This window comes from Mesorhizobium sp. B2-7-3 (genome assembly GCF_006440715.1).
Taxonomy (GTDB): Bacteria; Pseudomonadota; Alphaproteobacteria; order Rhizobiales; family Rhizobiaceae; genus Mesorhizobium; species Mesorhizobium australicum.
Genome location: NZ_VFTY01000001.1, coordinates 543,861 through 564,187, shown reverse-complemented (window position 1 = coordinate 564,187; position 20,327 = coordinate 543,861). Strand labels below are relative to the sequence as shown.

Below are 20,327 nucleotides of genomic sequence, written 5' to 3'. Positions count from 1 at the left end.
CAAAGCCATGGAAAAATTCACCAAGCTCACCGGCGTCGCCGCTCCCATGTCGATCGTCAATGTCGACACCGACATGATCATCCCGAAGGATTATCTCAAGACGATCAAGCGCACCGGGCTTGGCACCGGCCTGTTCGCCGAGATGCGCTACAAGGACGACGGCTCCGAAAATCCGGATTTCGTGCTCAACAAGCCCGCTTACCGCAAGGCGCAGATTCTGGTTGCCGGCGACAATTTCGGCTGCGGCTCGAGCAGGGAACACGCGCCATGGGCGCTGCTCGATTTCGGCATACGCTGCGTCATCTCGACCTCGTTCGCCGACATCTTCTACAACAACTGCTTCAAGAACGGCGTGCTGCCGATCACCGTCAGCCCCGAGGACCTGGAGAAGCTGATGGACGACGCATCGCGCGGCTCCAACGCCACCCTGTCGGTCGATCTCGAAGCCAAGGAAATCCGTGGCCCGGACGGCGGCGTGGTCACCTTCGACCTCGACGACTTCAAGCGGCACTGCCTGCTCAATGGGCTCGACGATATCGGCCTGACCATGGAAAAGGCAGGCGCCATCGCCTCGTTCGAGAAGAAGAACGCCGAACTGCGCCCCTGGGCCTGAGCGGCCGCCAGGACCGGCCCTTTCCGGGCCGGGTCGAGGGAGGGACAGTCATGAGACATCAGCTTCTTGCCGGCGTTTGCGGGCTGGCCTTGTTGCTGGCGCCCGCCGCGAGCGGGCTCGCGCAGACCCAGACGCCCGCCGCGCAACAGGCGCCGGCGGTGGAAAAGCCGGCCACCGATCAGGATGCGGGAGCCAACGCCGCCGACGCCGCCGATGACGACAAACAGGCGCCGGTGCCGTTCGAAGGCGGCCACCTCACCATCACGCAGCCGGAGCAGGACGGCGAGAAGGTGCTTGCTTATGACGGTAAGCAGCTGGCCAGCAATTACGATCTCTTCTTCGACAAGATTGTGGAGGTTGGCGGCATCAAGGTGGCCCTGTTCGATGTTGGCGATGGCGGCAATCAATGCGGCCCGGCGACGGTGATCGTCTGGAAGCCGGAAGGCGGCGCCATCCAGAGCACCAAGGTCGAGCAGGACGAGTGCGGAGCGCCGCCCGCGGGAGTGTCCGACAACGCCATCTATTTCGTGCCCTATCTCCTGCCGGGGGACCAGAAGCCGGCCCTGCAGTGGTCGCCGACGGATGGGCTGACGATTTCGGGCAATCTCACCTACATGCCCGAACCCGGCACCGACTGGAAAGACATCGATCCGGAAAAGTACCAGAACATCATCGACGCCTTCCACAATGAGGCTGTCTACAAGGAAGCCGAAAAGCTGCTCGGCAAGGACATGCCCGATATGGCGACCAGCCTGCTGGTCGGCGGCGGCACGGAAAAGACCGCGTCCGGCGCCTTCTTCGCCAGCGGCTGCGTGCCGCATGATTGCGGCGGCAATGACGGTTTCATGGCCGTCGACCCGGCCAAGCACCAGCTCTATTTCGCCCGCCGCGGCGACAATGGCCAACCGAACGCCTGGCCGGCGCTGGCGACATGGCCGGCCGATGTGAAGGAAGCGCTGGACAAGGCGCTGGGGTCGGCGAACTAGCGCTGTCGCCAAGCGCGACGGTCTTCCGTCGCCATTTCCCGACGGAGGCTACGATGCAGAATCAGCGACAAGTGACAGCAGCCGGGCTGCTTCTCGGTGGCGGCTTGCTGACACCGACCCTCGCCCGGGCGGCTGCTCGGCTCAACCACTGGCGGGACGGTTCGCGGCGACATTGAGCGCGGGCGATATCGACGCCTTCTCCGAACTGTTCGCCGACACCTATGTGAATCATCAACAGAGCGCCGCGGCACCGCCGCCGGCCAATGTCAGTCCGAAACAGGCGATGGTCGCTTTCTTCAAGGCGCGGCTGACGGCAATGCCGGATCTCAAAGTCGTCACGGAAGTCGTGGTCGCCGACAAGGACCATGTGGCCGCGAGCTTCGTCTACAGCGGCACACAAGGTGTCTATTTCGGTGTCGCACCGACCGGCCGGACGCTGCACTTCACCTCCTGCGACATTTTTTCGGGTGGAAGACGGTCGCATCATCGGCATTGGGCATGGGTGATATCGCAGGCGTCCTGGCGCAACTGCGAGCCTGATTCATCACCGGCTCACCGTTGTGAGCCCGCCATCGGACCAGTCGGACGACCTCCATGCAACTCCGACGGACAAGCTTATTTCGCTTCGAGGCTGAGCGCTTTCTTGCGGTCGGCCTCGGCGCGTTTGTGGTTTCCCTTGGCTTCCCATGCTTGGCTTCGCGCTTGATAAGCGGCAGCGAAATTCGGCTTCATCCTTATTGCTTGGTTCAGATCGGCAATGGCGCCATCATAGTTCGATTGGCGAACGCCGATCGCTCCTCGGCCGAAGTAACCGAAAACGTTATTGCGATCGAGGCTGAGCACAGTCTCGAAATCGGCAAGTGCTGCTGCGTCTTCTCGCCGGGCCATTCGGAACATGCCTCGACCGGCATAGCTCCTGGCGTTCGTTGGATCAAGACGGACGGCTTTGTCGTAATCCGCCACCGCTCCGTCATAATCCCCTTGATATTTGAGGTTGCGGCCGCGATCGCCATAGGTCTCGCCAATGTCGGGGTTGATCGCGATCGCAAGGCTGAAATCGGCAATGGCCTGAGCATAATCGCCCTTTATCTCCCAAAGGAAGGCGCGGGCCACATATGCGTCCCGGAATGCAGGGAACAGGAGGATTGCCTTGCCATACTGCGCGATGGCGCCGTCATAGTCATTTTCGTTATCCAGCACCCCTCCCTGCTCGAAAGCCACTCTGGCTGCAGGTGGAATAGTGTAGCCACGATCGGTCAAAGCCTTTAGATTCTTCGGCTCAGGCCCAACGGCACCCGATGCAGCAGCGTCTTTTGCCTTCGCGGCCAGAGCCGTAATGCGCTCGGTCACATAGCTGACATTGTAAGGATCGAATTTTATCGCCTGATCGAAATCGGCAATGGCGCCCTCATAGTCATTCATGTCGACTCGTGCCATGCCGCGCCCGAAGTAACTGGCTGCATTTTTCGGGTCGATCTTAATCGCCACTGAGTAGGCCGCGATCGCCCGCTCGGCGTCGCCCCTGGCGCTCCAAGCCGACGCGGAACAGACAAATGCGTCGCTCGCTTCCGGGTCAATCTTGGCGGCCTGGCTACAATCCGCCAAGGCTCCGTCGCCATCGCCCGACATGGTCTTGGCGATGCCCCGGAAAATCCACGCCGACTCTAGGTTTGGGAGGAGATCGATCACCCGATCATAGTCGGCGATCGCTCGACTGTAGTTGCGTTTTGCGGCCCAGGCCTTGCCGCGACCGAAATAGGCGAACGGGCTATTGGGGTCGAGGGCGATCGCCTTCTCATATTGCCCGATGGCTTGCTCGTATTTTCCGGCACCCGAGAAAGTGTCGCCGTTCTGCACTGCGCTCAGGACGCCCGGGCGAGCCGCCTGAGCCAGCTCCGTTATCTTTGACGCGGGCAGCTTTTCGGTTGGCTTTGCTTTACCCTGGCTGAGTTGCCGGGCCAGGATTTCAACCCCGGCCGCGACGGAGGGTTTCGGCTGTTCCACCCTCGGTGGAGTCAACTGCATGCTTTCGCCGCTTGCAACCTGCTCGTCGCAAGCTCCTGCCCATTTCGGATCGAGTTCGACCGCGTGACGGCAATCCGCCGATGCTCCGGCCTTGTCCCCGTTCGTCGCCCTCGCTCGCCCTCGCGCCAGATAGGCTTCAGCATTGTCGGGATCGAGGCGGATCGCAGTGGCAAGATCGATGAGCGCGCTGTCGGCGCTATATTCCGCGAGACGCGCCTTGGCGCGCTCGATCAGGACTTTCGCAGCTGCCGGGTTCCTGGTCCCTCCCGCAGCCGACTCGGCTGGTTCGGCCGACGCATGGTCGTTGCAGGAACCCGTTCGCCTTGGGTCGAGATCAACGGCGCGCCGGCAGTCCTTGGCGGCGACGGCGTCGTTCCCTCGCGATGCCTCGGCGATCGAGCGGTTGTAGAAGGCGTCGGCATTGTAGGGGTCGCGTTCGATTGCAAAGTTGAACGAGTCTATCGCGTCATTGAGATTTCCACGCGCCTGTTGCTCCAGGCCCCGCTTGAGCGTCGAGGCCACGATCTCGGAATGATCCACCTTCTTGGGGTATGGCTGAAACGGCTCATACGTTGGAGGCTCGGCAGGCTTCGCCGCTTGCATCGCGGCTGGGTTGGAGGTGTCGGCGGTCTCGGGACCCTGATTGTCCTCCGTGTCTGGTGCCTGCAGTACGGGTTGCCCCTTCGCCCTGCGCTTGTCGAGCTGGACGCGAAGCCTTTCGTTGCGGTAGCCCACGTTGGCCGGATCGAGCGCGATTGCCTTATCCAGATCGGCGAGTGCCTTGTTGGGATCGCTCGTCTCCCAGACAAGCGCCCTCTCAAAATACGGTTTTGGATCGTCGGCACTGATGGAAATCGCTTTGTCGAGGTCGGCAAAAGCCTCCTTTGAATTGCCGATTCGAGCCATAGTCATCCCGCGCACGCGATAAGCCTCGGCGTTGGCCGGGTTGCGGCGGACGGCTTCATTCAGATCGGTGAGCGCGCGGGTATAATTCTTCTTTAAGCCCCAGCTCTTGGCGCGATTGAAGTAGAAAGCGGAACTTGTTGGATTGAGCCGGATAGCCTCGTCGAATGCAGCGATGGCGCGGGTATGGTCGCCCTTTTCCTGCCACCCCACTCCAATCGCATTTTGAGCAGAAGCGGGGTTTGAGCCGGGGCCGCCGTCGCGCGGGTCGCCGAGAGCTTTCACGATCAGGTGGCTGCAAGCGCGTCCTTTGCTCACGTCGACGCCAGCTATGTACTTGCAGTCGGCTTCAGCGCGCTTGCGCTCGCCCTTCGCGATCCACGAGCGGACGCGGTCTTGATAAGGCGCGACCGGGTCGGTACGGACGCTCTCCGCTTTGTCATAGTCGGCTTGGGACCGCGCCGCGTCGCCCTTGTCTTCCCATTGGACACCGCGCACGCCATAGGCGATCTCGTTGGCGGGGTCGATGTCGATCGCCTTGTCGCACTCGGCAATAGCGCGATCATGCTCGCCTCCTTTGCCGAGTGCCCTGGCGCGATAGGCGTAGAGGTTGGCGTCGTTCGGCGTGAGCGCGATCGCGCCCGTATAGTCCGCCACGGCTCGGTCGAAGTCCCCCTTGCTCTCCCAGGCAATGGCGCGGTTGGTAAAAGCGCGCACGTAAGTCGGATCGAGCGCTATCACCTCATTCATGTCAGCGATGACATGGTCGATATCATTCTTTTGCGTATAGGCAAGGCCACGCCAGAAATAGGCATTCACGCGCAGATCGGGTATCTCGCTGCTGTCCTCGGCGATGGGCGTGCAGGCGGCGATCTGCTGGTCGGTGCCAACCTTGCCGTCGCTGAAACAGGTGGCGTAATCCATGCCCGCGCCAAGCGCCGTAGAGCCAAGCCCGGCCTGGGCCGCCATCGCTGTCAAGACTACCACCGGCACGCGCGAAAACCGTACCACGAAGGCGCGAGCGAGCGCGACGGTGCGGCTTGACATAATGATTCCTCCCCCCGGAGTGACCGCATCTGCTCTCGCGGATACATATATAGTTCTCTTTTTGTTCCTGAATGCAAGCAGAAATTGTGGCGGCGGTTGACTTTGCCGATTTCCCTTTGTGGCGTCCGGGCACAAGCTGGCCCGTCGAGGCCACAGTTTCTGCACCGCCGATCCATCTGCATTGGCCCATGGCAGGATCGGGTTTTCGCTCCAAAGTAGCTGCAACAATGCGAGGCTCCCCCATGCGCAAGCTCATCTCAACCGGCTCGCCATTCGAAAAGACCGCCGGCTATTCACGCGCCGTGGTGCAGGGCGACTGGTGCTTCGTGTCCGGGACGACCGGCTACGACTACGCCACCATGACGATGCCGGACAGTGTCGAGGCGCAGACGCGCAATTGCCTGGCGACGATCGGCAAGGCGTTGCAGGACGGCGGCTTCGAGATATCCGACGTGGTGCGCGCGCACTACTACATCACCGACCAGGCCTTCGTGGATGTCGTCTTCCCGATCCTTGGCGAGACATTCGGCGACATCAGGCCGGCGGCGACGATGATCGTCTGCCAGCTCAACAAGCCGGAAATGAAGATCGAGATCGAGGTGACGGCGCTGCGGCGTACCGTGTGAGGAGACTTCCGCCATGAAGGTCCGGCGTATCGTGGCCAATATCGAAACGCCGGACGTGGCCGCGGCGAACCGTTTCTACCATGACGTGCTTGGCCTCGACATCCTGATGGATCAGGGCTGGATCGTAACCTACGGTTCCGAGGACATGATGGAGCTGCAGGTCAGCTTCATGACGCAAGGCGGGTCCGGTACGCCGGTGCCGGATCTGTCGATCGAGGTGGACGATGTCGATGCGGCATTCGAAGCCATGAAGGGCGCCGGCTTCGCCGTCGAATACGGACCCGCCGATGAACCCTGGGGCGTGCGGCGCTTCTATGTGCGCGATCCGCTGGGCCGGCTGGTCAACATTCTCTCGCACCGGTGACCGCATCTTCCGCGGCCACTAACTTGGACATGCCGGCGGGACAGCGGCGACAGGTCCTTCGTCCTCCCCTTGCGCTGCAACCGCTTGGCGTTTAGCAAGGCCGCGTCGCACAGCGCCGCGCGCCTCTTTGGCGCGCGAAGGACGCCGTGCAAACCGAAACGCATTCTTTCTAGGACGGCTCACCATGGCAACGAAGCATCTTTTCCTGCTCCCCGGCGACGGCATCGGCCCCGAGGCGATGGCCGAGGTCAAGAAGCTGATCTCGGCCATGAACGCAAAGCTCGGCAGTGGCTTCGTCACCGACGAGGGCCTGGTCGGCGGCTGCGCTCACGATGCGCACGGCGCGGCGATTTCCGACGCCGACATGGAAAAGGCGATGGCTGCGGACGCGGTGCTGTTCGGCGCCGTCGGCGGCCCGAAATGGGATGCCGTGCCTTACGAGGTGCGCCCCGAAGCCGGCCTGCTGCGCCTGCGCAAGGACATGGAGCTGTTCGCCAATCTCAGGCCCGCCATCTGCTATCCAGCGCTGGCCGCGTCGTCCTCGCTGAAGCAGGAAGTCGTCGAAGGCCTCGACATCCTCATCGTGCGTGAGCTGACCGGCGGCGTCTATTTCGGCGAGCCCAAGCAGATCATCGATCTCGGCAACGGCCAGAAGCGCGGCATCGATACCCAGGTCTACGACACGTTCGAGATCGAGCGCATTTCGGGCGTCGCTTTCGAGCTCGCGCGGACCCGTAAGAACCATGTCACCTCGATGGAAAAGCGCAACGTCATGAAGTCGGGCGTGCTGTGGAACGAGGTCGTCACCCAGACCCACAAGGCACGCTATTCCGACGTCAAGCTCGACCACATGCTGGCCGATGCCGGCGGCATGCAGCTGGTGCGCTGGCCAAAGCAGTTCGACGTCATCGTCACCGACAATCTGTTCGGCGACATGCTGTCCGACATCGCCGCCATGCTGACCGGCTCGATCGGCATGCTGCCGTCGGCCTCGCTCGGCGCGCCTGACGCCAAGACCAAGAAGCGCAAGGCGCTGTACGAGCCGGTGCACGGTTCGGCACCCGACATTGCCGGCAAGGGCATCGCCAACCCGATCGCCATGATCGCCTCCTTCGCCATGTGCCTGCGCTATTCCTTTGGCATGGTCGACGAAGCCGACAAGCTTGAAGGCGCTATCGCCGCCGTGCTCGACCAGGGCCTGCGCACCAAGGATATTTTCTCACCCGGCATGACCGAGGTCGGCACGGTCGAAATGGGCGACGCGATCATCGCCAAGTTCCTGGGATAATCAGCGGATCTCGCCGGCAAGCTGCCGCAGCAGACCGACGAGCCGCGCCTCGTCCACCGGCTCGAAAAACGCTGAGTCGGCGGCCTCGACGGCGACGATCGCTTGCTGGGCGGCCGCCGCCCCGGCGGCGGTGACGCGGATCACCTTGGCCCGGGAGTCCCGGGAATCGGCTTCGCGTGCGATCAAACCCTTGGCCTCCAGCCGGGCGACGACGTCAGAGGTCATCTTCACCTCCGTGCCGGCCTGGGCGGCGAGCTGCACCTGGTTGGGCGGTTCGCCATTGCGGCCAAGCCACATCGCCGAGGCGAGCAGCACGAACTGGACATGCGTCAGGTCGAGCGGCGCCAGCGCCGCCGTCATGACGCGCTGCCAGCGCATGGTGGTTCGCCAGAGCAGCAAGCCGGGGCTCTCCGACGGCCCGCCCTTGAAGCGCGTGTCGAGTTCAGCCATGGTTCGCCAACGCCTCCGCCTGCTCGAACAACTTGGCCATCGACACGTCGAAATCGCCACTGATCTGGGGCCCGAGTTCCGGGCCGACCTCGGCGGCCGAAGGACCTGAGATATCGAGCCGGTGCGTCACCTGCGTGCCGCCTTCGACAGGCACCAGAGTGTGCCGGAACAGCAGCTTGGTGTCGCCGAACGAAGTTTCATCGGCATAGGTCACGTTTTCGACGAGATCGACGATGGTCGATTCGAACGTGTCCTGACCGACCGGCGTCACCGAGACGCGGGTGCCCTTGGCGAATGGCCCATGCAGCACGAAGGTATCGGAGCCTTCATAAGTCAGGCGGCCTTCATGCAAGGCCTTGAGCGCGTTCCAGATGGCTTGCGCAGGAAGGGGGGAAGTCGCGGTGTATTCATTGGTCCACATCGTCTTGCTCCATTCACCTATTTAATCTGCACACAGACTATCTGTGCACGGATTAAATAGCAAGCGGAATCTTCGTCTGTGACGAAGATCGGCTGAACCGTCGTTTTTGGAGTGACTTTTCTCGGGAACTGACCGCTAAACCCTGACTCCAGCAGGCACCGGTCCCCACTGGTTTTCACGCGCCTGGGTCGGGATCAGCGCGAAGACCAGGATGATCAGGCTGCCGATGCTGGGGATCAGGATCACCAGATAGAGCCAGCCCGACAGGCCGATATCGTGCAGCCGGCGCACGGTCATGCCGAGGCCGGGCAGGAGCGTCGCCAAGAGGAAGGTGCCGCAGAGGCCGACCGTCACCGCCGCCGAGACATCTGTGTCGAAATTGCCCATTTCGATATCGGTGAAGATGCCGATGCCGCCGACGATCAGCAGGCAGACCACCCAAAACAGGCAATAGCCCCAATATTCCTTGCGGCGGGCGCGGCCGGCGAAGTTGAAGTAGTTCTGCGTCAGTCCACGCCAGAAATAGCCCCAGAGATCACTGGGTTCGGCGGTTGCGCTCTCGCTGGATCGGCCGAAATGCTGCGCCTGCGGTGCGCGGGCTGTGGATGCGGTGCCGGCTTGGGCCGGTGCCGCATCTATGCCTGCGCCAACCGTCGAGTTCACGGCCGGACCTGCGGTGGTTTGGCCAGCGATCGAAAAGACGTCGCGCGCCTGGCCGCCGCCCGGCTGGAACTCGACCGCCGTCCCGTTGGGCATGGCGGTTTGCCGGCGCAGGTTCTCGCGGGTGAAAGTGTAGCTGCTGCCGTCGGCTCCGGTGATGAAGCCGAAGCCCTGGTCCTCGTCATAGTGAAGCACTTCACCGCGCATCCGCCCGCCCCTTGTAGCCCGTTCCCTGCCAAGATGTGGCACAGGCCCAAGCCCATGGGCAAGCCGCCCATAGCTATGACAGCCAAGCGTTCCGATGCCTGCCGCGCGTCCCTGGCCGGGCACATCGCCAGACAGCACCGGCCGACACTGGCGTCGGCAAGCTGGGCGGCGATCATCCGGGCCGGCCTGAAGCAGAGCGCGGCCAGTCTGGATTCTTACGAAGGCCGCTTCTTCGCCTTCTTGTTTTTTGGCGGACCGGCGTTGTCGAATTTCGGCTTGCCCGGCTTCTTCGCCCACGGCTTTGCCTCATGCGTGGTGGCCGGACGCTGGTCGACTGAAGCCGGTGCGCGCTTCTCGAATTTGCGCTTCGGCGCGTTCGGGTCGAACGGCGCCTTGCCGCGATGCGGCTTCTTGTCCGGGCTCGGCGGCTGATAGCCGGCCCGCGACAGGTCCGGCGTGCCGTCCAGCCGCTTGACCACGATGTTGCCCTGCAATTTGCGGTCGGGACCGATCGCGGCGAGAAAGCGCTCCGCCCAGTCGGCGGCGATCTGCACGAACGTCTCTTCCGGCTGCATCTTGATGGCGCCGATCTCGCGCTTGGAAATGCTGCCGGCACGGCACAGCATCGGGATCAGCCAGCGCGGCTCGGCATTCTGCCGGCGCCCCACCGACAGCGAGAACCAGACGCTGGCGCCGAAATCGTCGCGACGGCTCGGTGCCTCGTCGCGAGGGCTGAATTTTTCGCCCGCCGCTCTTTCACGCGATGGTGTGAAAGGCGCGACGTCCATGAGATCCTCGGGCGCCGAGCGGCTGGCGCGGCACTGGCGCACGAAGGCGGCCGCCACCTGTTCGGCGCCGTGCCGGCTAAGAAGCGCGTCGATGAATGCACGCTCGTCATCCTTGACCGGTTCGTCGAAAGCCGGGTCGGCAAGAATGCGCTCGTCGTCGCGCCGCATCACGTCGTCGGCCGAGGGCGGGCTCGCCCAGGTCGCCGTCAGCTTGGCGCTTTGCAGCAGCCGCTCGGTGCGCCTGCGGGCGCTGTTAGGCACGATCAGCGCGCTGACGCCCTTGCGCCCGGCACGTCCCGTGCGGCCGCTTCGGTGCAGCAGCGTTTCGGGATTGGTCGGCAGGTCGGCGTGGATCACCAGCTCGAGATTGGGCAGGTCGATGCCGCGCGCCGCGACGTCGGTGGCGATGCAGACTTTCGCGCGGCCGTCGCGCATCGCCTGCAGCGCGTGGCTGCGTTCGTTCTGGCTGAGTTCACCCGAGAGCGCCACGACGGAAAAATTGCGGTTGTTGAAGCGTGCGGTCAGATGGTTGACGGCGGCGCGCGTGTTGCAGAACACCAGCGCGTTCTTGGCCTCATAGAAGCGCAGCACGTTGATGATGGCGTTCTCGCGGTCGGCCTGGGCTACATTCAGCGCCCGATACTCGATGTCGAGATGCTGCTTTTCCTCGCCGGCGGCCGAGATGCGCACGGCATCGCGCTGATAGCCCTGTGCGAGCGTGGCGATGGAGCGCGGCACGGTGGCCGAGAACATCAGCGTCCGGCGCTCGGCCGGTGCGGCATCGAGGATGAATTCGAGGTCCTCGCGAAAGCCGAGGTCGAGCATCTCGTCGGCCTCGTCGAGAACCACGGCCTTCAGCGTCGACATGTCGAGCGAATGCCGCGTGATGTGGTCGCGCAGCCGGCCGGGCGTGCCGACGACGATATGGGCGCCGCGCTCCAGCGCGCGCCGTTCGGTGCGCATATCCATGCCGCCGACGCAGGACGCCACCGTGGCGCCGGTTGGCTCATAGAGCCATTCGAGCTCGCGCGTCACCTGCAGCGCCAGTTCGCGTGTCGGCGCCACCGCCAATGCCAGCGGCGCCGCTGCCGGGCCGAAACGTTCCGCGCCGTCGAGCAGCGTCGGCGCCATGGCAAGGCCGAAGGCGACGGTCTTGCCCGAGCCGGTCTGCGCCGACACCAGCGCGTCGGCCTGGCCGAGCTCCAGCACCGCCTTCTGCACCGGTGTCAGGTCGGAATAACCGCGTTTTTCCAGCGCTTGTGCCAGCGCGGGAACAATACCATCGAAGTTGGACATCTCGTTCTTTCGGAATTCAGGGTTCTGCGCTCATCATGGAGCACATGCCGGGGGGCTGGCGACGCCAGCCAAACAATCTTGGCCGTTCGTACTTCCTGCCGCCCTTCTTGTACAGGGTGCCGTGAAGGCTATGCGGCGTACCGCCAATTGACTCCTGCCGCAAACCGCGTAAAAGCCCGCTTCGAACGGGATCGTTTTTCGATGCGCGGCCTTTTGATGGCTCTTCTTGCATTCGATGCCCCCAGCCTCAATGCGAACCATTGGGCCGGGCGCGTCTCTGCGTCGCCTCGTTCCGGCAAAACCCCATTCTTGGCCAAGAAAACCACCAAAACCACCACCAAAACGGTGTGATTCCCTTGGCCTAACCACCCTCTCCCGGGTCCGGCCCGGGGGACGGAACCCGCACTTGGCCGGCGGGTTTTCTCCAAAAACCAAGCGGAGAGGGACAGGAGATTTTTATGAGTTTCAAGGTTGCGATAGTCGGCGCCACGGGCAATGTGGGCCGGGAAATGCTCAACATCCTGGAAGAGCGCGGCTTTCCAGTGAGCGAAGTCGTGGCGCTCGCCTCGCGGCGCAGCATGGGCACGGAAGTGTCGTTCGGCGACCGCACGCTGAAGGTCAGGCCGCTCGACCAGTATGATTTTTCCGACACTGACATCTGCATCATGTCGGCCGGCGGCAATGTCTCCAAGGAATGGTCGCCGAAGATCGGCAAGCAGGGCTGCGTCGTCATCGATAATTCGTCGGCCTTCCGTTACGACCAGGACGTGCCGCTGATCGTGCCCGAGGTTAACCCGGACGCGATCTCGCTGTTCACACGCAAGAACATCATCGCCAACCCGAATTGCTCGACGGCGCAGCTCGTCGTGGCGCTGAAGCCGCTGCATGATTTCGCCACCATCAAGCGCGTCGTCGTCGCCACCTACCAGTCGGTGTCCGGCGCCGGCAAGGAAGGCATGGACGAGCTGTTCACGCAGACGCGTGCGGTGTTCGTCGCCGACAGCGTCGACGTCAAGAAGTTCACCAAGCGCATCGCCTTCAACGTCATCCCGCATATCGACGTCTTCCTCGATGACGGTTTTACCAAGGAAGAATGGAAGATGGTCGCCGAGACCAAGAAGATGCTCGATCCCAAGATCAAGCTGACGGCGACCTGCGTGCGCGTGCCGGTGTTCATCGGCCATTCGGAAGCGGTCAACATCGAGTTCGAGAAGCCGATCACCGCCGATGAGGCGCGGGAGATTCTCCGGGACGCCCCGGGCTGCCAGGTCTTGGACAAGCGCGAGGATGGCGGCTACATCACGCCGCTGGAATCGGCCGGCGAGGACGCCACCTTCATCTCGCGCATTCGCGAGGATTCGACCATCGACAACGGCCTGTCGATGTGGATCGTCTCCGACAATCTGCGCAAGGGCGCGGCGCTGAACGCCGTGCAGATCGCCGAGCTCCTGGTCGAGCGCGGCCTTATCCAGCCGAAGAAGAAGGCGGCATAATCCCGCTCACGGGCCGCACCGCCGCTGCCGCGGCTGGCCCTCCGCGAGGGCGCCGGACGACCGGCGGCCCGCTGTCGCGGGCCCGGCCTCCGGCCGTTAGCCCTCTTCTCCCCGTCACTATACGGGGAGAAGGTCCCGGCAGGGGGATGAGGGGCGGCGCTGGCCTGTCCATTTTGGCGCTGCGACTCATGAGATTAGCCGCTTTGCGCCGATTTCAACTCGCACTATCCACACTCAGTTCGCGCAGCATCGCCATCGCCTCCTCCGCCCGCCCAGCCGGCACGAACAGATGGTCGTGGTAAAAACCCGAGACCGGATTGACGCCCATGCCGGCGGCGGCTAGGCGCGCGGTGATGGCGGCAAGGAAGCCGACGGCTTCCAGCGATGAGTGGACGTTCAGCGTGATCATCCGGCAGCGGAACGAGGCGGTCAGCTCAGTGCTCCGGGCGGCTTCCTCCGTCACGATCAGCGTCGTGCCTTCGCGCTCCCGAAACGCCATGACCGGTTCGAGGCCTTCGGGCTGTGGAACGCCAGGCGCCAGCGTGGCGAAGACATAGATGCCATCGCGCAGTTCCGGCATCATCGACGCCAACAGAGTGCTCAGATCGGTCTCGCCCGTCATTTTTTTCCTCGCCTGCATCGGCAAGGCAGCAGCTTCTCAATATCCGCAAACAGCACACACCGGTAGTCGACACACGGACGACATGGCAATGTCGCTGGCGGCCGGGCTTGCATGGCCGCCGCATCGCACAATACAGGAGCTGAGGGCCGACGCTCGCCCGTGAAAGGCTCCCGAATGATCGTTCGTCCGCGCCCCACCTTCCTGCAGCTGTTCTTCATCATGCGTGGTTCGGTGGTGCCACGCATCCTGCCGCAGATTTTCGGCTTCGCGATCTATTCGGTGGTCATCCTCGTCGTGGCGCGCCGGTTCCAGCTCGATCTCGGCGTCTTCAACATCACGCCTTTCGGACTGGTGGGCGTGACCTTGTCGATCTATCTGTCGTTTCGCAACAACGCCGCCTATGATCGCTGGTGGGAGGCGCGCAAACTGTGGGGCGCGCTGGTCTTCGAAATCCGCAATCTGGCCCGCGCCACGACAAGCCTCATTCCCGATCGGGCCGAGCAGCGCGCCCTGCTGATGGAAGCGCTGGCCTTCTGTCATTTTCTGCGCGGCCAGTTGCGCAAGATCGACAGCGTCAAGGAGGTCCATGCCTTCATCGAGGCTGAAGCCGGGACGGCCGCTAGTTTCGCCAATCCGGCGGACGAGATGGTCAGGCGCATGGGCCGCCGTGCCAATGCGCAGCGCCGGGCTGGCGACCTCGACACGATCGGTTTCCGCATTCTGGATGAGAGGCTGGCGTCAATCACCGCCATCCAGGCCGGCTGCGAGCGGATCGCCGGCACGCCCTTGCCCTTCGCCTACACGCTGCTGGTGCACCGCACGGCCTACATCGTGTGCCTGCTGCTGCCGATTGGCCTGATCTCGACCACCGGTTGGGCAACGCCATTGTTCACGGCGCTGATCGCCTACACCTTCTTCGGCCTCGACGCGCTTTCGGAAGAGCTTGAGGATCCGTTTGGCACCGAAGCCAACGACCTCGCGCTCGACGGCCTGTGCCGGGTCTGCGAAATCTCGGTGTTCGAGGCCTTGGGCGAGACGCCACCAAAGATGCTGTCGGCCGAAAAGTTCTATCTTTCGTAACGCCGCACCGTCAAAAATCCGAACATTTGTCGGATCGACGCCTCATGGAACGTCCTTGGGTCGACCCCACCGAAAAAGGGGCTGACCATCAGGAGGACACCCAATGAGCATTTCTCAAACCGCGCCCGTCTCGGCTGGCGCCCTGTGGACCGGCCGGGCGCTCAGCGGCCTCATCGTCCTGTTCATGATCTTCGACGGCGCCATCAAGCTGCCGCCGCTCGACGTGGTCACCCAGACGATGGTGCCGCTTGGGTGGCCAGCCGATCCCAACGTCGCGCGCATGCTGGGCGTCATCGGCCTGGTCTCGACCGCGCTCTACGCGCTGCCGCGCACCTCCGTGCTCGGCGCCCTCCTGCTCACCGCCTATATGGGCGGCGCCATCGCCACCAATGCGCGCATCGGCAATCCGCTGTTCTCGCACATGCTGTTCGGCGTCTATCTCGGCATCATCCTATGGGGCGGCCTCTATCTGCGCGACCCCAGGGTTCGTGCGCTGATCCCGTTCAGCCGATAGCTGTTCCGAGCCAAGAACAGCGTCCACTTCGCCTGCACGCCATCGGGTGGCAATACCGCCGATGCGGTCTGTTTGGGCGAGCAGCGTCGCGATCTTCGTTCTCCTCGGGATCAAATTAGCCGTCTGAGAGTTAAGCACTTGGCGGCGAGACGGCGATCCGCGTGTGAGAGGAACGACAAATGAAGAAAATACTGACCATTCTGGTGCTGACGACGGCACTGGGTGCATGTTCGCAAACGGAAAAAGGGGCTGCCGTGGGCGGCCTGGGCGGTGCTGCGGTTGGCGCGGCCGTGGCCGGAGATCCGGTGCAGGGCGCTGTTGTCGGCGGTGCGGTCGGCGCCGTGGCCGGCGCGCTGATCGGCCATGCCAGCGAAAGCGGCCAATGCCGGTACCGCGATCGCCATGGTCGGGTCTATGTCGATCGCTGCCCAAGCGGTTATTGATCGGCCTCAGTCCAAACATGAAGAGCAAAACGGCGGGCTTTTGACCCGCCGTTTTGTTCCCGCAAGGAATAGGACGCGATTACTCGGCGGTAGCGGCTTCCGCTTCGGCCGGTGCGGCAGCGGCCGAGGCGACGGCGGCAGCGGCGTCTTCCTGGGCCTTCTTCAGCAGGGCGGCGCGTTCCTGCGCCTTCTTGCCGGGCTCGGCCTTCTTCGGGTTGGAGCGGGCTTCGCGCTTGGCAAGGCCGGCCTCATCGAGGAAGCGCAGCACGCGGTCGGTCGGCTGGGCGCCGTGCGACAGCCAATGCTTGACGCGGTCGGCGTCGACCTTGATGCGCTCGCCGTCCTTCGGCAGCAGCGGGTTCCACGAGCCGAGCGACTCGATGAACCGGCCGTCGCGAGGCGAACGGGCGTCGGCAACGACGACGTGGTAGTAAGGACGCTTCTTCGAGCCCGCACGGGCCAGTCTGATCTTCAGTGCCATTTCTTTTCTCCTAAAAGCTCTGATTTCGTTTGATAAGTCAGGGTTTCTTCAACCCGTTTTCGTCACGCCGTTGGCAGCGGCGATCTGTTCGTGGTGCCGGATCACTTCGCGGACGACGAAGTTGAGGAATTTCTCCGCGAAATCCGGGTCGAGATGCGCGTCATGCGCCAGCTGGCGCAGGCGGGCGATCTGCTGCTGCTCGCGCGCCGGGTCGGCCGGCGGCAGGCCATGCTCGGCCTTGAGCACGCCAACCGCCTTGGTGCAGCGGAAGCGCTCGGCCAGCATGTGAATGAGGGCCGCGTCGATGTTGTCGATCGAGGCGCGGTAGCCGGCCAGGATGGTGCGGGCGTCGGCCATGTCCTTTTCTTCGTTCATAGCGTCCTCACTTTTTCTTGCCGAGACCGGGCAGGCCGCCACCGCCGCCAAGGCCGGGAAGCTTCATGCCGCCGGGCAGGCCTGGCAAGCCGCCGCCGGGAAGACCGCCCGGCAACCCCTTCATGCCGCCGAGGCCGGCGGCCTGCGCCTGCTTCTGCAAGGCTTCGAGCTGCTTGGGGTCCATCTTCGACAGATCGGGCATGCCGCCCATGCCGCCGGGCATCATGCCGCCCCCCAAACCACCAAGGCCCATCTTGGAGGCAAGGCCGCCCATCATGCCGCGCATCAGGCCGCCGCCTTTGCCCTTGCCGCCCATCGCCTTCATCATGTCGGCCATGCCGCGATGCATCTTCAGGAGCTTGTTGATCTCGGCGGCATCGGTGCCGGAGCCAGCGGCGATGCGCTTCTTGCGCGAGTGCTTGAGAATGTCGGGATTGGCGCGCTCGGCCTTCGTCATTGAGGAGATGATGGCGAGCTGGCGACCGAACATCTTGTCGTCGAGGCCGGCGGCGGCCATTTGGTCCTTCATCTTGCCCATGCCGGGCATCATGCCCATGATGCCGCCCATGCCGCCCATCTTCGACATCTGCTGAAGCTGCTGGGCGAGGTCGTTCAGGTCGAACTTGCCCGACTGCATCTTCTTGGCCATCGCCGCCGCCTGCTCGGCATCGATGTTCTCGGCGGCTTTTTCGACCAGGCTGACGATGTCGCCCATGCCCAGGATGCGGTCGGCGATGCGCTTGGGGTGGAATTCCTCCAGCCCGTCCATCTTTTCGCCGGTGCCGATCAGCTTGATCGGCTTGCCGGTGACGGCGCGCATCGACAGCGCGGCACCGCCACGGCCGTCGCCGTCCATGCGGGTCAGCACCAGGCCGGTGATACCGACGCGCTCGTCGAAGCTCTTCGCCAGGTTGACGGCGTCCTGGCCGGTCAGCGAATCGGCGACCAGCAGGATCTCGTGCGGGCTCGACACCTTCTTGATGTCGGCCATCTCGACCATCAGCGGCTCGTCGATATGGGTGCGGCCGGCGGTGTCGAGGATGACGACGTCATGGCCGCCGAGCTTGGCCGCCTGCACGGCGCGCTTGGCGATATCGACCGGGTTCTGGCCTGCGATAACAGGCAGCGTCGCCACCTTGACCTGCTCGCCGAGCTGGCGCAGCTGCTCCTGCGCGGCCGGACGCCGCGTGTCGAGCGAGGCCATCAGGACCTTCTTGTTCTGCCGCTCGGTCAGCCGCTTGGCGATCTTGGCCGACGTGGTGGTCTTGCCGGAGCCCTGCAGGCCGACCATCATGATGACGACCGGGGCCGGTGCGTTGAGGTCGATGGCGACACCCTCGGCGCCGAGCATGTCGACCAGCTCGTCATGGACGATCTTGACGACCATCTGCCCCGGCTTGATCGACTTCAGCACCGCGGCGCCGACGGCCTTCTCGCGCACCTTGTCGGTGAAGGATCGCACCACTTCCAACGCCACGTCGGCCTCGAGCAGCGCACGGCGCACCTCGCGCAGCGCTGCCGAGACATCAGCCTCCGACAGCGCGCCGCGGCCGGTCAGGCCGTTCAGGATGGAGCCAAGACGCTCCTGCAGCGATTCAAACATTCGTTTTCCTTTTCCCTGGCACCGAATGGTGCCCGAGAGGTAATGCGTTCGCGCCCAGTCTCCAAGCAAAAGCCAGTCCAAGCAAAAGCCCAAAACCAAAAAGCACCCGGGGGCGCACAGCGCTGCCGGGTGTTGGCCTCCAGGATCTGTTTACAGCACTCGGCCTCAAAGAGGTTTCGGCATCCTGGTCGGCTTGCTCGGAGGGATACTCGTCGCGGAATTGGTGGGCTGTAGACAGGAATTTGGCGCGAGAGTCAAGGCAAGGCCGGTGTTGCGATGTTTTCCGGGCAGCGATCAAGCAGCACCCACGGCGTTTGGAACCTCGGCCGTGACCTTCAGCGGCGAGCGCGGATGCAGCAGCAAGACAATCGTCAGCAGGCTGCAGGCAATACCGATGAGCGCAATGAGGATCGCATCCGATATCATCCAGCCCGGCCCTTCGAGCGGCTTTGCGGTGAACAAGGCGAAGGAATTGTAGCTCTCCTGATGCGAGATCAGCAGGAAGCCGGTGAGGTTGTTGCCAAGATGAGCGCCAAGGGCCGCGCCGAGATTGCCGGTGGCGTAGACCACGAGCGTCAGCAGCAGCGCGAAGGCAGCGATCGACACCAGCACGCTGGCGTTGATGGCGGCCGACGAACCGCCGCCCCAGTGCAGCGAGGTGAACAGCAGGCCGGGCAGCAGCGCCCAGACGCACGGGCTTCTGAACCGATTGGCCAGGCCACGCAGCAGATAGCCGCGAAACAGCACCTCCTCCGACGAAGTCTGCAGCAAGGTGAGCGCGGCGATCGGGATCGCGAACACCAGCCATGACGACAGGCTGATCGTGCCGCGCGCAATGCTGGGCTGCAGCAGATAGAGCAGGATTTCGGACAAGGCCGAGGTGATCAGCACCGCGATCAGCCCCTTGAGGAAGTCCGGTCGCGCTATGCGGCGGCCGGCGCCAAGCAGTGCCGACAGCGGCTCGCCATGCACCCAGCGCATGGCGATCCACAGGCCAATCCAGATCCCGGCGAAAGAGGCGAGCGCGCAGAGGATGCCGATGGGCGAGGCGAGAAAACCTTCAATGCCGTATGGCGAAGCCGCCGCCCCCTGCCAGGCGAAGTAAACATGGGTGCCACCGAACAGCACGGCCGCGGTGGTGGCGGCCCAGAACAGGACGACGATCAGCGTTCCCAGCAACAGGCGCGGCAAAGTCGTCCTGGCGTTCGGCGTGTTGCGATAGCGCTCGAAGGCGGTGTCGTCGATCGTCACGCTTGTTCTCGATCCCAATCCATCGCTGCTTGATCCAGCTGATGGCTTCGGAACCGGAATCGATATCAGCAGGAATACGCGCACTCCGATTGCCCCGGAACGCAGGCGCAGGCCAGCCTGCCGCGGTCGCCAATCCAGGTTTCGCCGGCGGCCGCTTCGGCGGCCGCCGGCATCGCGTCAACGCACGACGTACATGATGCGCCGTGTCTGCGGATCGATCAGCGCCCGCTGGCCGTTCACATAGACATAGCGGTAGTTGTAGTCAGGAATTTCGCGCAGCTCGACCGTATCGGGCAGGGTCGCGCCGGTGACCACCTCGCCGTCGAGATAGACGGGGTCGAGGCGATGGGTGTCGACATAGGTCCGTACCGCGGCCGGCGGCGCTGGAAAGTCGCCAACCACCGGATCGCTGGAAATGATCGCACCGGTATAGTCGGTCGAATAGTTGCCGATGTCGTCCGGCGGCGAGACCACGGCAACGGCGGAGCGGCGCTGCGTCAGCACCACGCGGCTGCCGCCGAAATCGGCGGTGACGTAGTCGGAATAGACCCAGCCCTGGCCGCCAGCTTCGGCGATGGTGCACCATTTGCTGTTTTCGATGCAGCCGTTGAGCGTCGCCGACTGGCCTGCGGCGAGAACGCCAATGACAGGATATTGCGGGCCGGGACCGGCACGCACGTTGAGATCGGTGACTGCCGAGACAGCGGTATCGGCCAATGCCGCGCCCGACATTGCGGTCAGCATCCCGGCTATTGCGGGAAACAATAAGGATTTCATGGGTTCTCTCCGTT

The 20,327-nt window shown here is 63.7% G+C and carries 20 protein-coding genes; 9 read left to right on the top strand and 11 right to left on the bottom strand.

The features are described 5' to 3' along the window. The first annotated feature begins 7 nt into the window (after positions 1 to 7). Positions 8 to 613, top strand: coding sequence for a 3-isopropylmalate dehydratase small subunit (gene leuD / locus FJW04_RS02830; protein ID WP_140712223.1), 606 nt, complete (start codon positions 8 to 10; stop codon positions 611 to 613). A 50-nt stretch (positions 614 to 663) separates the two neighbouring features. After that, entirely contained in the window at positions 664 to 1,599 is a 936-nt protein-coding gene (locus tag FJW04_RS02825; protein WP_015314975.1) for a hypothetical protein, read from the top strand. A gap of 615 nt (positions 1,600 to 2,214) precedes the next feature. On the opposite strand, the gene FJW04_RS02815 is transcribed toward FJW04_RS02825, so the two are convergent. Further along, entirely contained in the window at positions 2,215 to 5,574 is a 3,360-nt protein-coding gene (locus FJW04_RS02815) for a tetratricopeptide repeat protein (protein ID WP_246673692.1), read from the bottom strand. Positions 5,575 to 5,816: 242 nt separating this feature from the next. On the opposite strand from FJW04_RS02815, the gene FJW04_RS02810 reads away from it, so the two are divergent. From FJW04_RS02810 to leuB, 3 genes are all read left to right on the top strand, one after another. After that, positions 5,817 to 6,200 carry a RidA family protein gene (locus FJW04_RS02810; protein WP_140712221.1) on the top strand — a complete coding sequence of 128 codons (384 nt, stop codon included), beginning with the start codon at positions 5,817 to 5,819 and terminating at the stop codon, positions 6,198 to 6,200. Positions 6,201 to 6,213: 13 nt separating this feature from the next. Next, the gene (locus tag FJW04_RS02805) at positions 6,214 to 6,564 is read left to right on the top strand and encodes a VOC family protein (RefSeq protein WP_015314972.1); all 351 of its coding nucleotides are present in this window, start codon (positions 6,214 to 6,216) and stop codon (positions 6,562 to 6,564) included. 184 nt (positions 6,565 to 6,748) lie between these two features. Then, the gene (gene leuB / locus FJW04_RS02800; RefSeq protein WP_140660421.1) at positions 6,749 to 7,852 is read left to right on the top strand and encodes a 3-isopropylmalate dehydrogenase; all 1,104 of its coding nucleotides are present in this window, start codon (positions 6,749 to 6,751) and stop codon (positions 7,850 to 7,852) included. Here leuB and FJW04_RS02795 read toward each other — a convergent pair whose 3' ends face one another. The 4 genes from FJW04_RS02795 to FJW04_RS02780 all read right to left on the bottom strand — a co-directional run bounded on the left by FJW04_RS02795 (position 7,853) and on the right by FJW04_RS02780 (position 11,674). Continuing rightward, positions 7,853 to 8,302: a MarR family winged helix-turn-helix transcriptional regulator gene (locus FJW04_RS02795; RefSeq protein ID WP_015314970.1), complete on the bottom strand. Its 450-nt coding sequence runs from the start codon at positions 8,300 to 8,302 to the stop codon at positions 7,853 to 7,855. Then, positions 8,295 to 8,723 carry a polyketide cyclase gene (locus tag FJW04_RS02790; protein ID WP_015314969.1) on the bottom strand — a complete coding sequence of 143 codons (429 nt, stop codon included), beginning with the start codon at positions 8,721 to 8,723 and terminating at the stop codon, positions 8,295 to 8,297. The genes FJW04_RS02795 and FJW04_RS02790 overlap by 8 nt, the downstream gene beginning before the upstream one ends. A 135-nt stretch (positions 8,724 to 8,858) precedes the next feature. Continuing rightward, positions 8,859 to 9,590 carry a DUF805 domain-containing protein gene (locus tag FJW04_RS02785; protein ID WP_140712219.1) on the bottom strand — a complete coding sequence of 244 codons (732 nt, stop codon included), beginning with the start codon at positions 9,588 to 9,590 and terminating at the stop codon, positions 8,859 to 8,861. A gap of 215 nt (positions 9,591 to 9,805) precedes the next feature. Then, positions 9,806 to 11,674, bottom strand: a complete 1,869-nt coding sequence (locus FJW04_RS02780) for a DEAD/DEAH box helicase (protein WP_140712217.1) — start codon at positions 11,672 to 11,674, stop codon at positions 9,806 to 9,808. 458 nt (positions 11,675 to 12,132) lie between these two features. On the opposite strand from FJW04_RS02780, the gene FJW04_RS02770 reads away from it, so the two are divergent. Then, entirely contained in the window at positions 12,133 to 13,167 is a 1,035-nt protein-coding gene (locus tag FJW04_RS02770; RefSeq protein ID WP_015314966.1) for an aspartate-semialdehyde dehydrogenase, read from the top strand. A 214-nt stretch (positions 13,168 to 13,381) separates the two neighbouring features. On the opposite strand, the gene FJW04_RS02760 is transcribed toward FJW04_RS02770, so the two are convergent. After that, entirely contained in the window at positions 13,382 to 13,789 is a 408-nt protein-coding gene (locus FJW04_RS02760) for an ACT domain-containing protein (RefSeq protein ID WP_140712215.1), read from the bottom strand. 174 nt (positions 13,790 to 13,963) lie between these two features. On the opposite strand from FJW04_RS02760, the gene FJW04_RS02755 reads away from it, so the two are divergent. From FJW04_RS02755 to FJW04_RS02745, 3 genes are all read left to right on the top strand, one after another. Then, positions 13,964 to 14,869 (top strand): bestrophin family ion channel, encoded by a 906-nt coding sequence (locus FJW04_RS02755; protein WP_140712213.1) that lies wholly within the window; start codon positions 13,964 to 13,966, stop codon positions 14,867 to 14,869. A 103-nt stretch (positions 14,870 to 14,972) separates the two neighbouring features. Beyond that, positions 14,973 to 15,383 (top strand): DoxX family protein, encoded by a 411-nt coding sequence (locus FJW04_RS02750; RefSeq protein ID WP_140618262.1) that lies wholly within the window; start codon positions 14,973 to 14,975, stop codon positions 15,381 to 15,383. A 179-nt stretch (positions 15,384 to 15,562) separates the two neighbouring features. Beyond that, the gene (locus tag FJW04_RS02745) at positions 15,563 to 15,826 is read left to right on the top strand and encodes a YMGG-like glycine zipper-containing protein (protein ID WP_015314961.1); all 264 of its coding nucleotides are present in this window, start codon (positions 15,563 to 15,565) and stop codon (positions 15,824 to 15,826) included. Positions 15,827 to 15,905: 79 nt separating this feature from the next. On the opposite strand, the gene rpsP is transcribed toward FJW04_RS02745, so the two are convergent. The 5 genes from rpsP to FJW04_RS02720 form a co-directional block, all read right to left on the bottom strand. Continuing rightward, the gene (gene rpsP / locus FJW04_RS02740; RefSeq protein ID WP_023774471.1) at positions 15,906 to 16,307 is read right to left on the bottom strand and encodes a 30S ribosomal protein S16; all 402 of its coding nucleotides are present in this window, start codon (positions 16,305 to 16,307) and stop codon (positions 15,906 to 15,908) included. Positions 16,308 to 16,355: 48 nt separating this feature from the next. Beyond that, positions 16,356 to 16,682 (bottom strand): chorismate mutase, encoded by a 327-nt coding sequence (locus FJW04_RS02735; protein ID WP_015314959.1) that lies wholly within the window; start codon positions 16,680 to 16,682, stop codon positions 16,356 to 16,358. 7 nt (positions 16,683 to 16,689) lie between these two features. After that, the gene (ffh, locus tag FJW04_RS02730) at positions 16,690 to 18,285 is read right to left on the bottom strand and encodes a signal recognition particle protein (protein ID WP_015314958.1); all 1,596 of its coding nucleotides are present in this window, start codon (positions 18,283 to 18,285) and stop codon (positions 16,690 to 16,692) included. Between the two features lie 294 nt (positions 18,286 to 18,579). Beyond that, positions 18,580 to 19,536, bottom strand: coding sequence for a type II CAAX endopeptidase family protein (locus FJW04_RS02725; protein WP_140712211.1), 957 nt, complete (start codon positions 19,534 to 19,536; stop codon positions 18,580 to 18,582). Between the two features lie 177 nt (positions 19,537 to 19,713). After that, positions 19,714 to 20,313 carry a DUF1236 domain-containing protein gene (locus FJW04_RS02720; RefSeq protein ID WP_015314956.1) on the bottom strand — a complete coding sequence of 200 codons (600 nt, stop codon included), beginning with the start codon at positions 20,311 to 20,313 and terminating at the stop codon, positions 19,714 to 19,716. Positions 20,314 to 20,327: the final 14 nt, after the last annotated feature.

Coding starts and splice junctions, on each gene's coding strand:
- leuD (WP_140712223.1), top strand. CDS start 8: ATGGAAAAATTCACCAAGCTCACCGGCGTCGCCGCTCCCATGTCGATC.
- FJW04_RS02825 (WP_015314975.1), top strand. CDS start 664: ATGAGACATCAGCTTCTTGCCGGCGTTTGCGGGCTGGCCTTGTTGCTG.
- FJW04_RS02815 (WP_246673692.1), bottom strand. CDS start 5,574: ATGTCAAGCCGCACCGTCGCGCTCGCTCGCGCCTTCGTGGTACGGTTT.
- FJW04_RS02810 (WP_140712221.1), top strand. CDS start 5,817: ATGCGCAAGCTCATCTCAACCGGCTCGCCATTCGAAAAGACCGCCGGC.
- FJW04_RS02805 (WP_015314972.1), top strand. CDS start 6,214: ATGAAGGTCCGGCGTATCGTGGCCAATATCGAAACGCCGGACGTGGCC.
- leuB (WP_140660421.1), top strand. CDS start 6,749: ATGGCAACGAAGCATCTTTTCCTGCTCCCCGGCGACGGCATCGGCCCC.
- FJW04_RS02795 (WP_015314970.1), bottom strand. CDS start 8,302: ATGGCTGAACTCGACACGCGCTTCAAGGGCGGGCCGTCGGAGAGCCCC.
- FJW04_RS02790 (WP_015314969.1), bottom strand. CDS start 8,723: ATGTGGACCAATGAATACACCGCGACTTCCCCCCTTCCTGCGCAAGCC.
- FJW04_RS02785 (WP_140712219.1), bottom strand. CDS start 9,590: ATGCGCGGTGAAGTGCTTCACTATGACGAGGACCAGGGCTTCGGCTTC.
- FJW04_RS02780 (WP_140712217.1), bottom strand. CDS start 11,674: ATGTCCAACTTCGATGGTATTGTTCCCGCGCTGGCACAAGCGCTGGAA.
- FJW04_RS02770 (WP_015314966.1), top strand. CDS start 12,133: ATGAGTTTCAAGGTTGCGATAGTCGGCGCCACGGGCAATGTGGGCCGG.
- FJW04_RS02760 (WP_140712215.1), bottom strand. CDS start 13,789: ATGACGGGCGAGACCGATCTGAGCACTCTGTTGGCGTCGATGATGCCG.
- FJW04_RS02755 (WP_140712213.1), top strand. CDS start 13,964: ATGATCGTTCGTCCGCGCCCCACCTTCCTGCAGCTGTTCTTCATCATG.
- FJW04_RS02750 (WP_140618262.1), top strand. CDS start 14,973: ATGAGCATTTCTCAAACCGCGCCCGTCTCGGCTGGCGCCCTGTGGACC.
- FJW04_RS02745 (WP_015314961.1), top strand. CDS start 15,563: ATGAAGAAAATACTGACCATTCTGGTGCTGACGACGGCACTGGGTGCA.
- rpsP (WP_023774471.1), bottom strand. CDS start 16,307: ATGGCACTGAAGATCAGACTGGCCCGTGCGGGCTCGAAGAAGCGTCCT.
- FJW04_RS02735 (WP_015314959.1), bottom strand. CDS start 16,682: ATGAACGAAGAAAAGGACATGGCCGACGCCCGCACCATCCTGGCCGGC.
- ffh (WP_015314958.1), bottom strand. CDS start 18,285: ATGTTTGAATCGCTGCAGGAGCGTCTTGGCTCCATCCTGAACGGCCTG.
- FJW04_RS02720 (WP_015314956.1), bottom strand. CDS start 20,313: ATGAAATCCTTATTGTTTCCCGCAATAGCCGGGATGCTGACCGCAATG.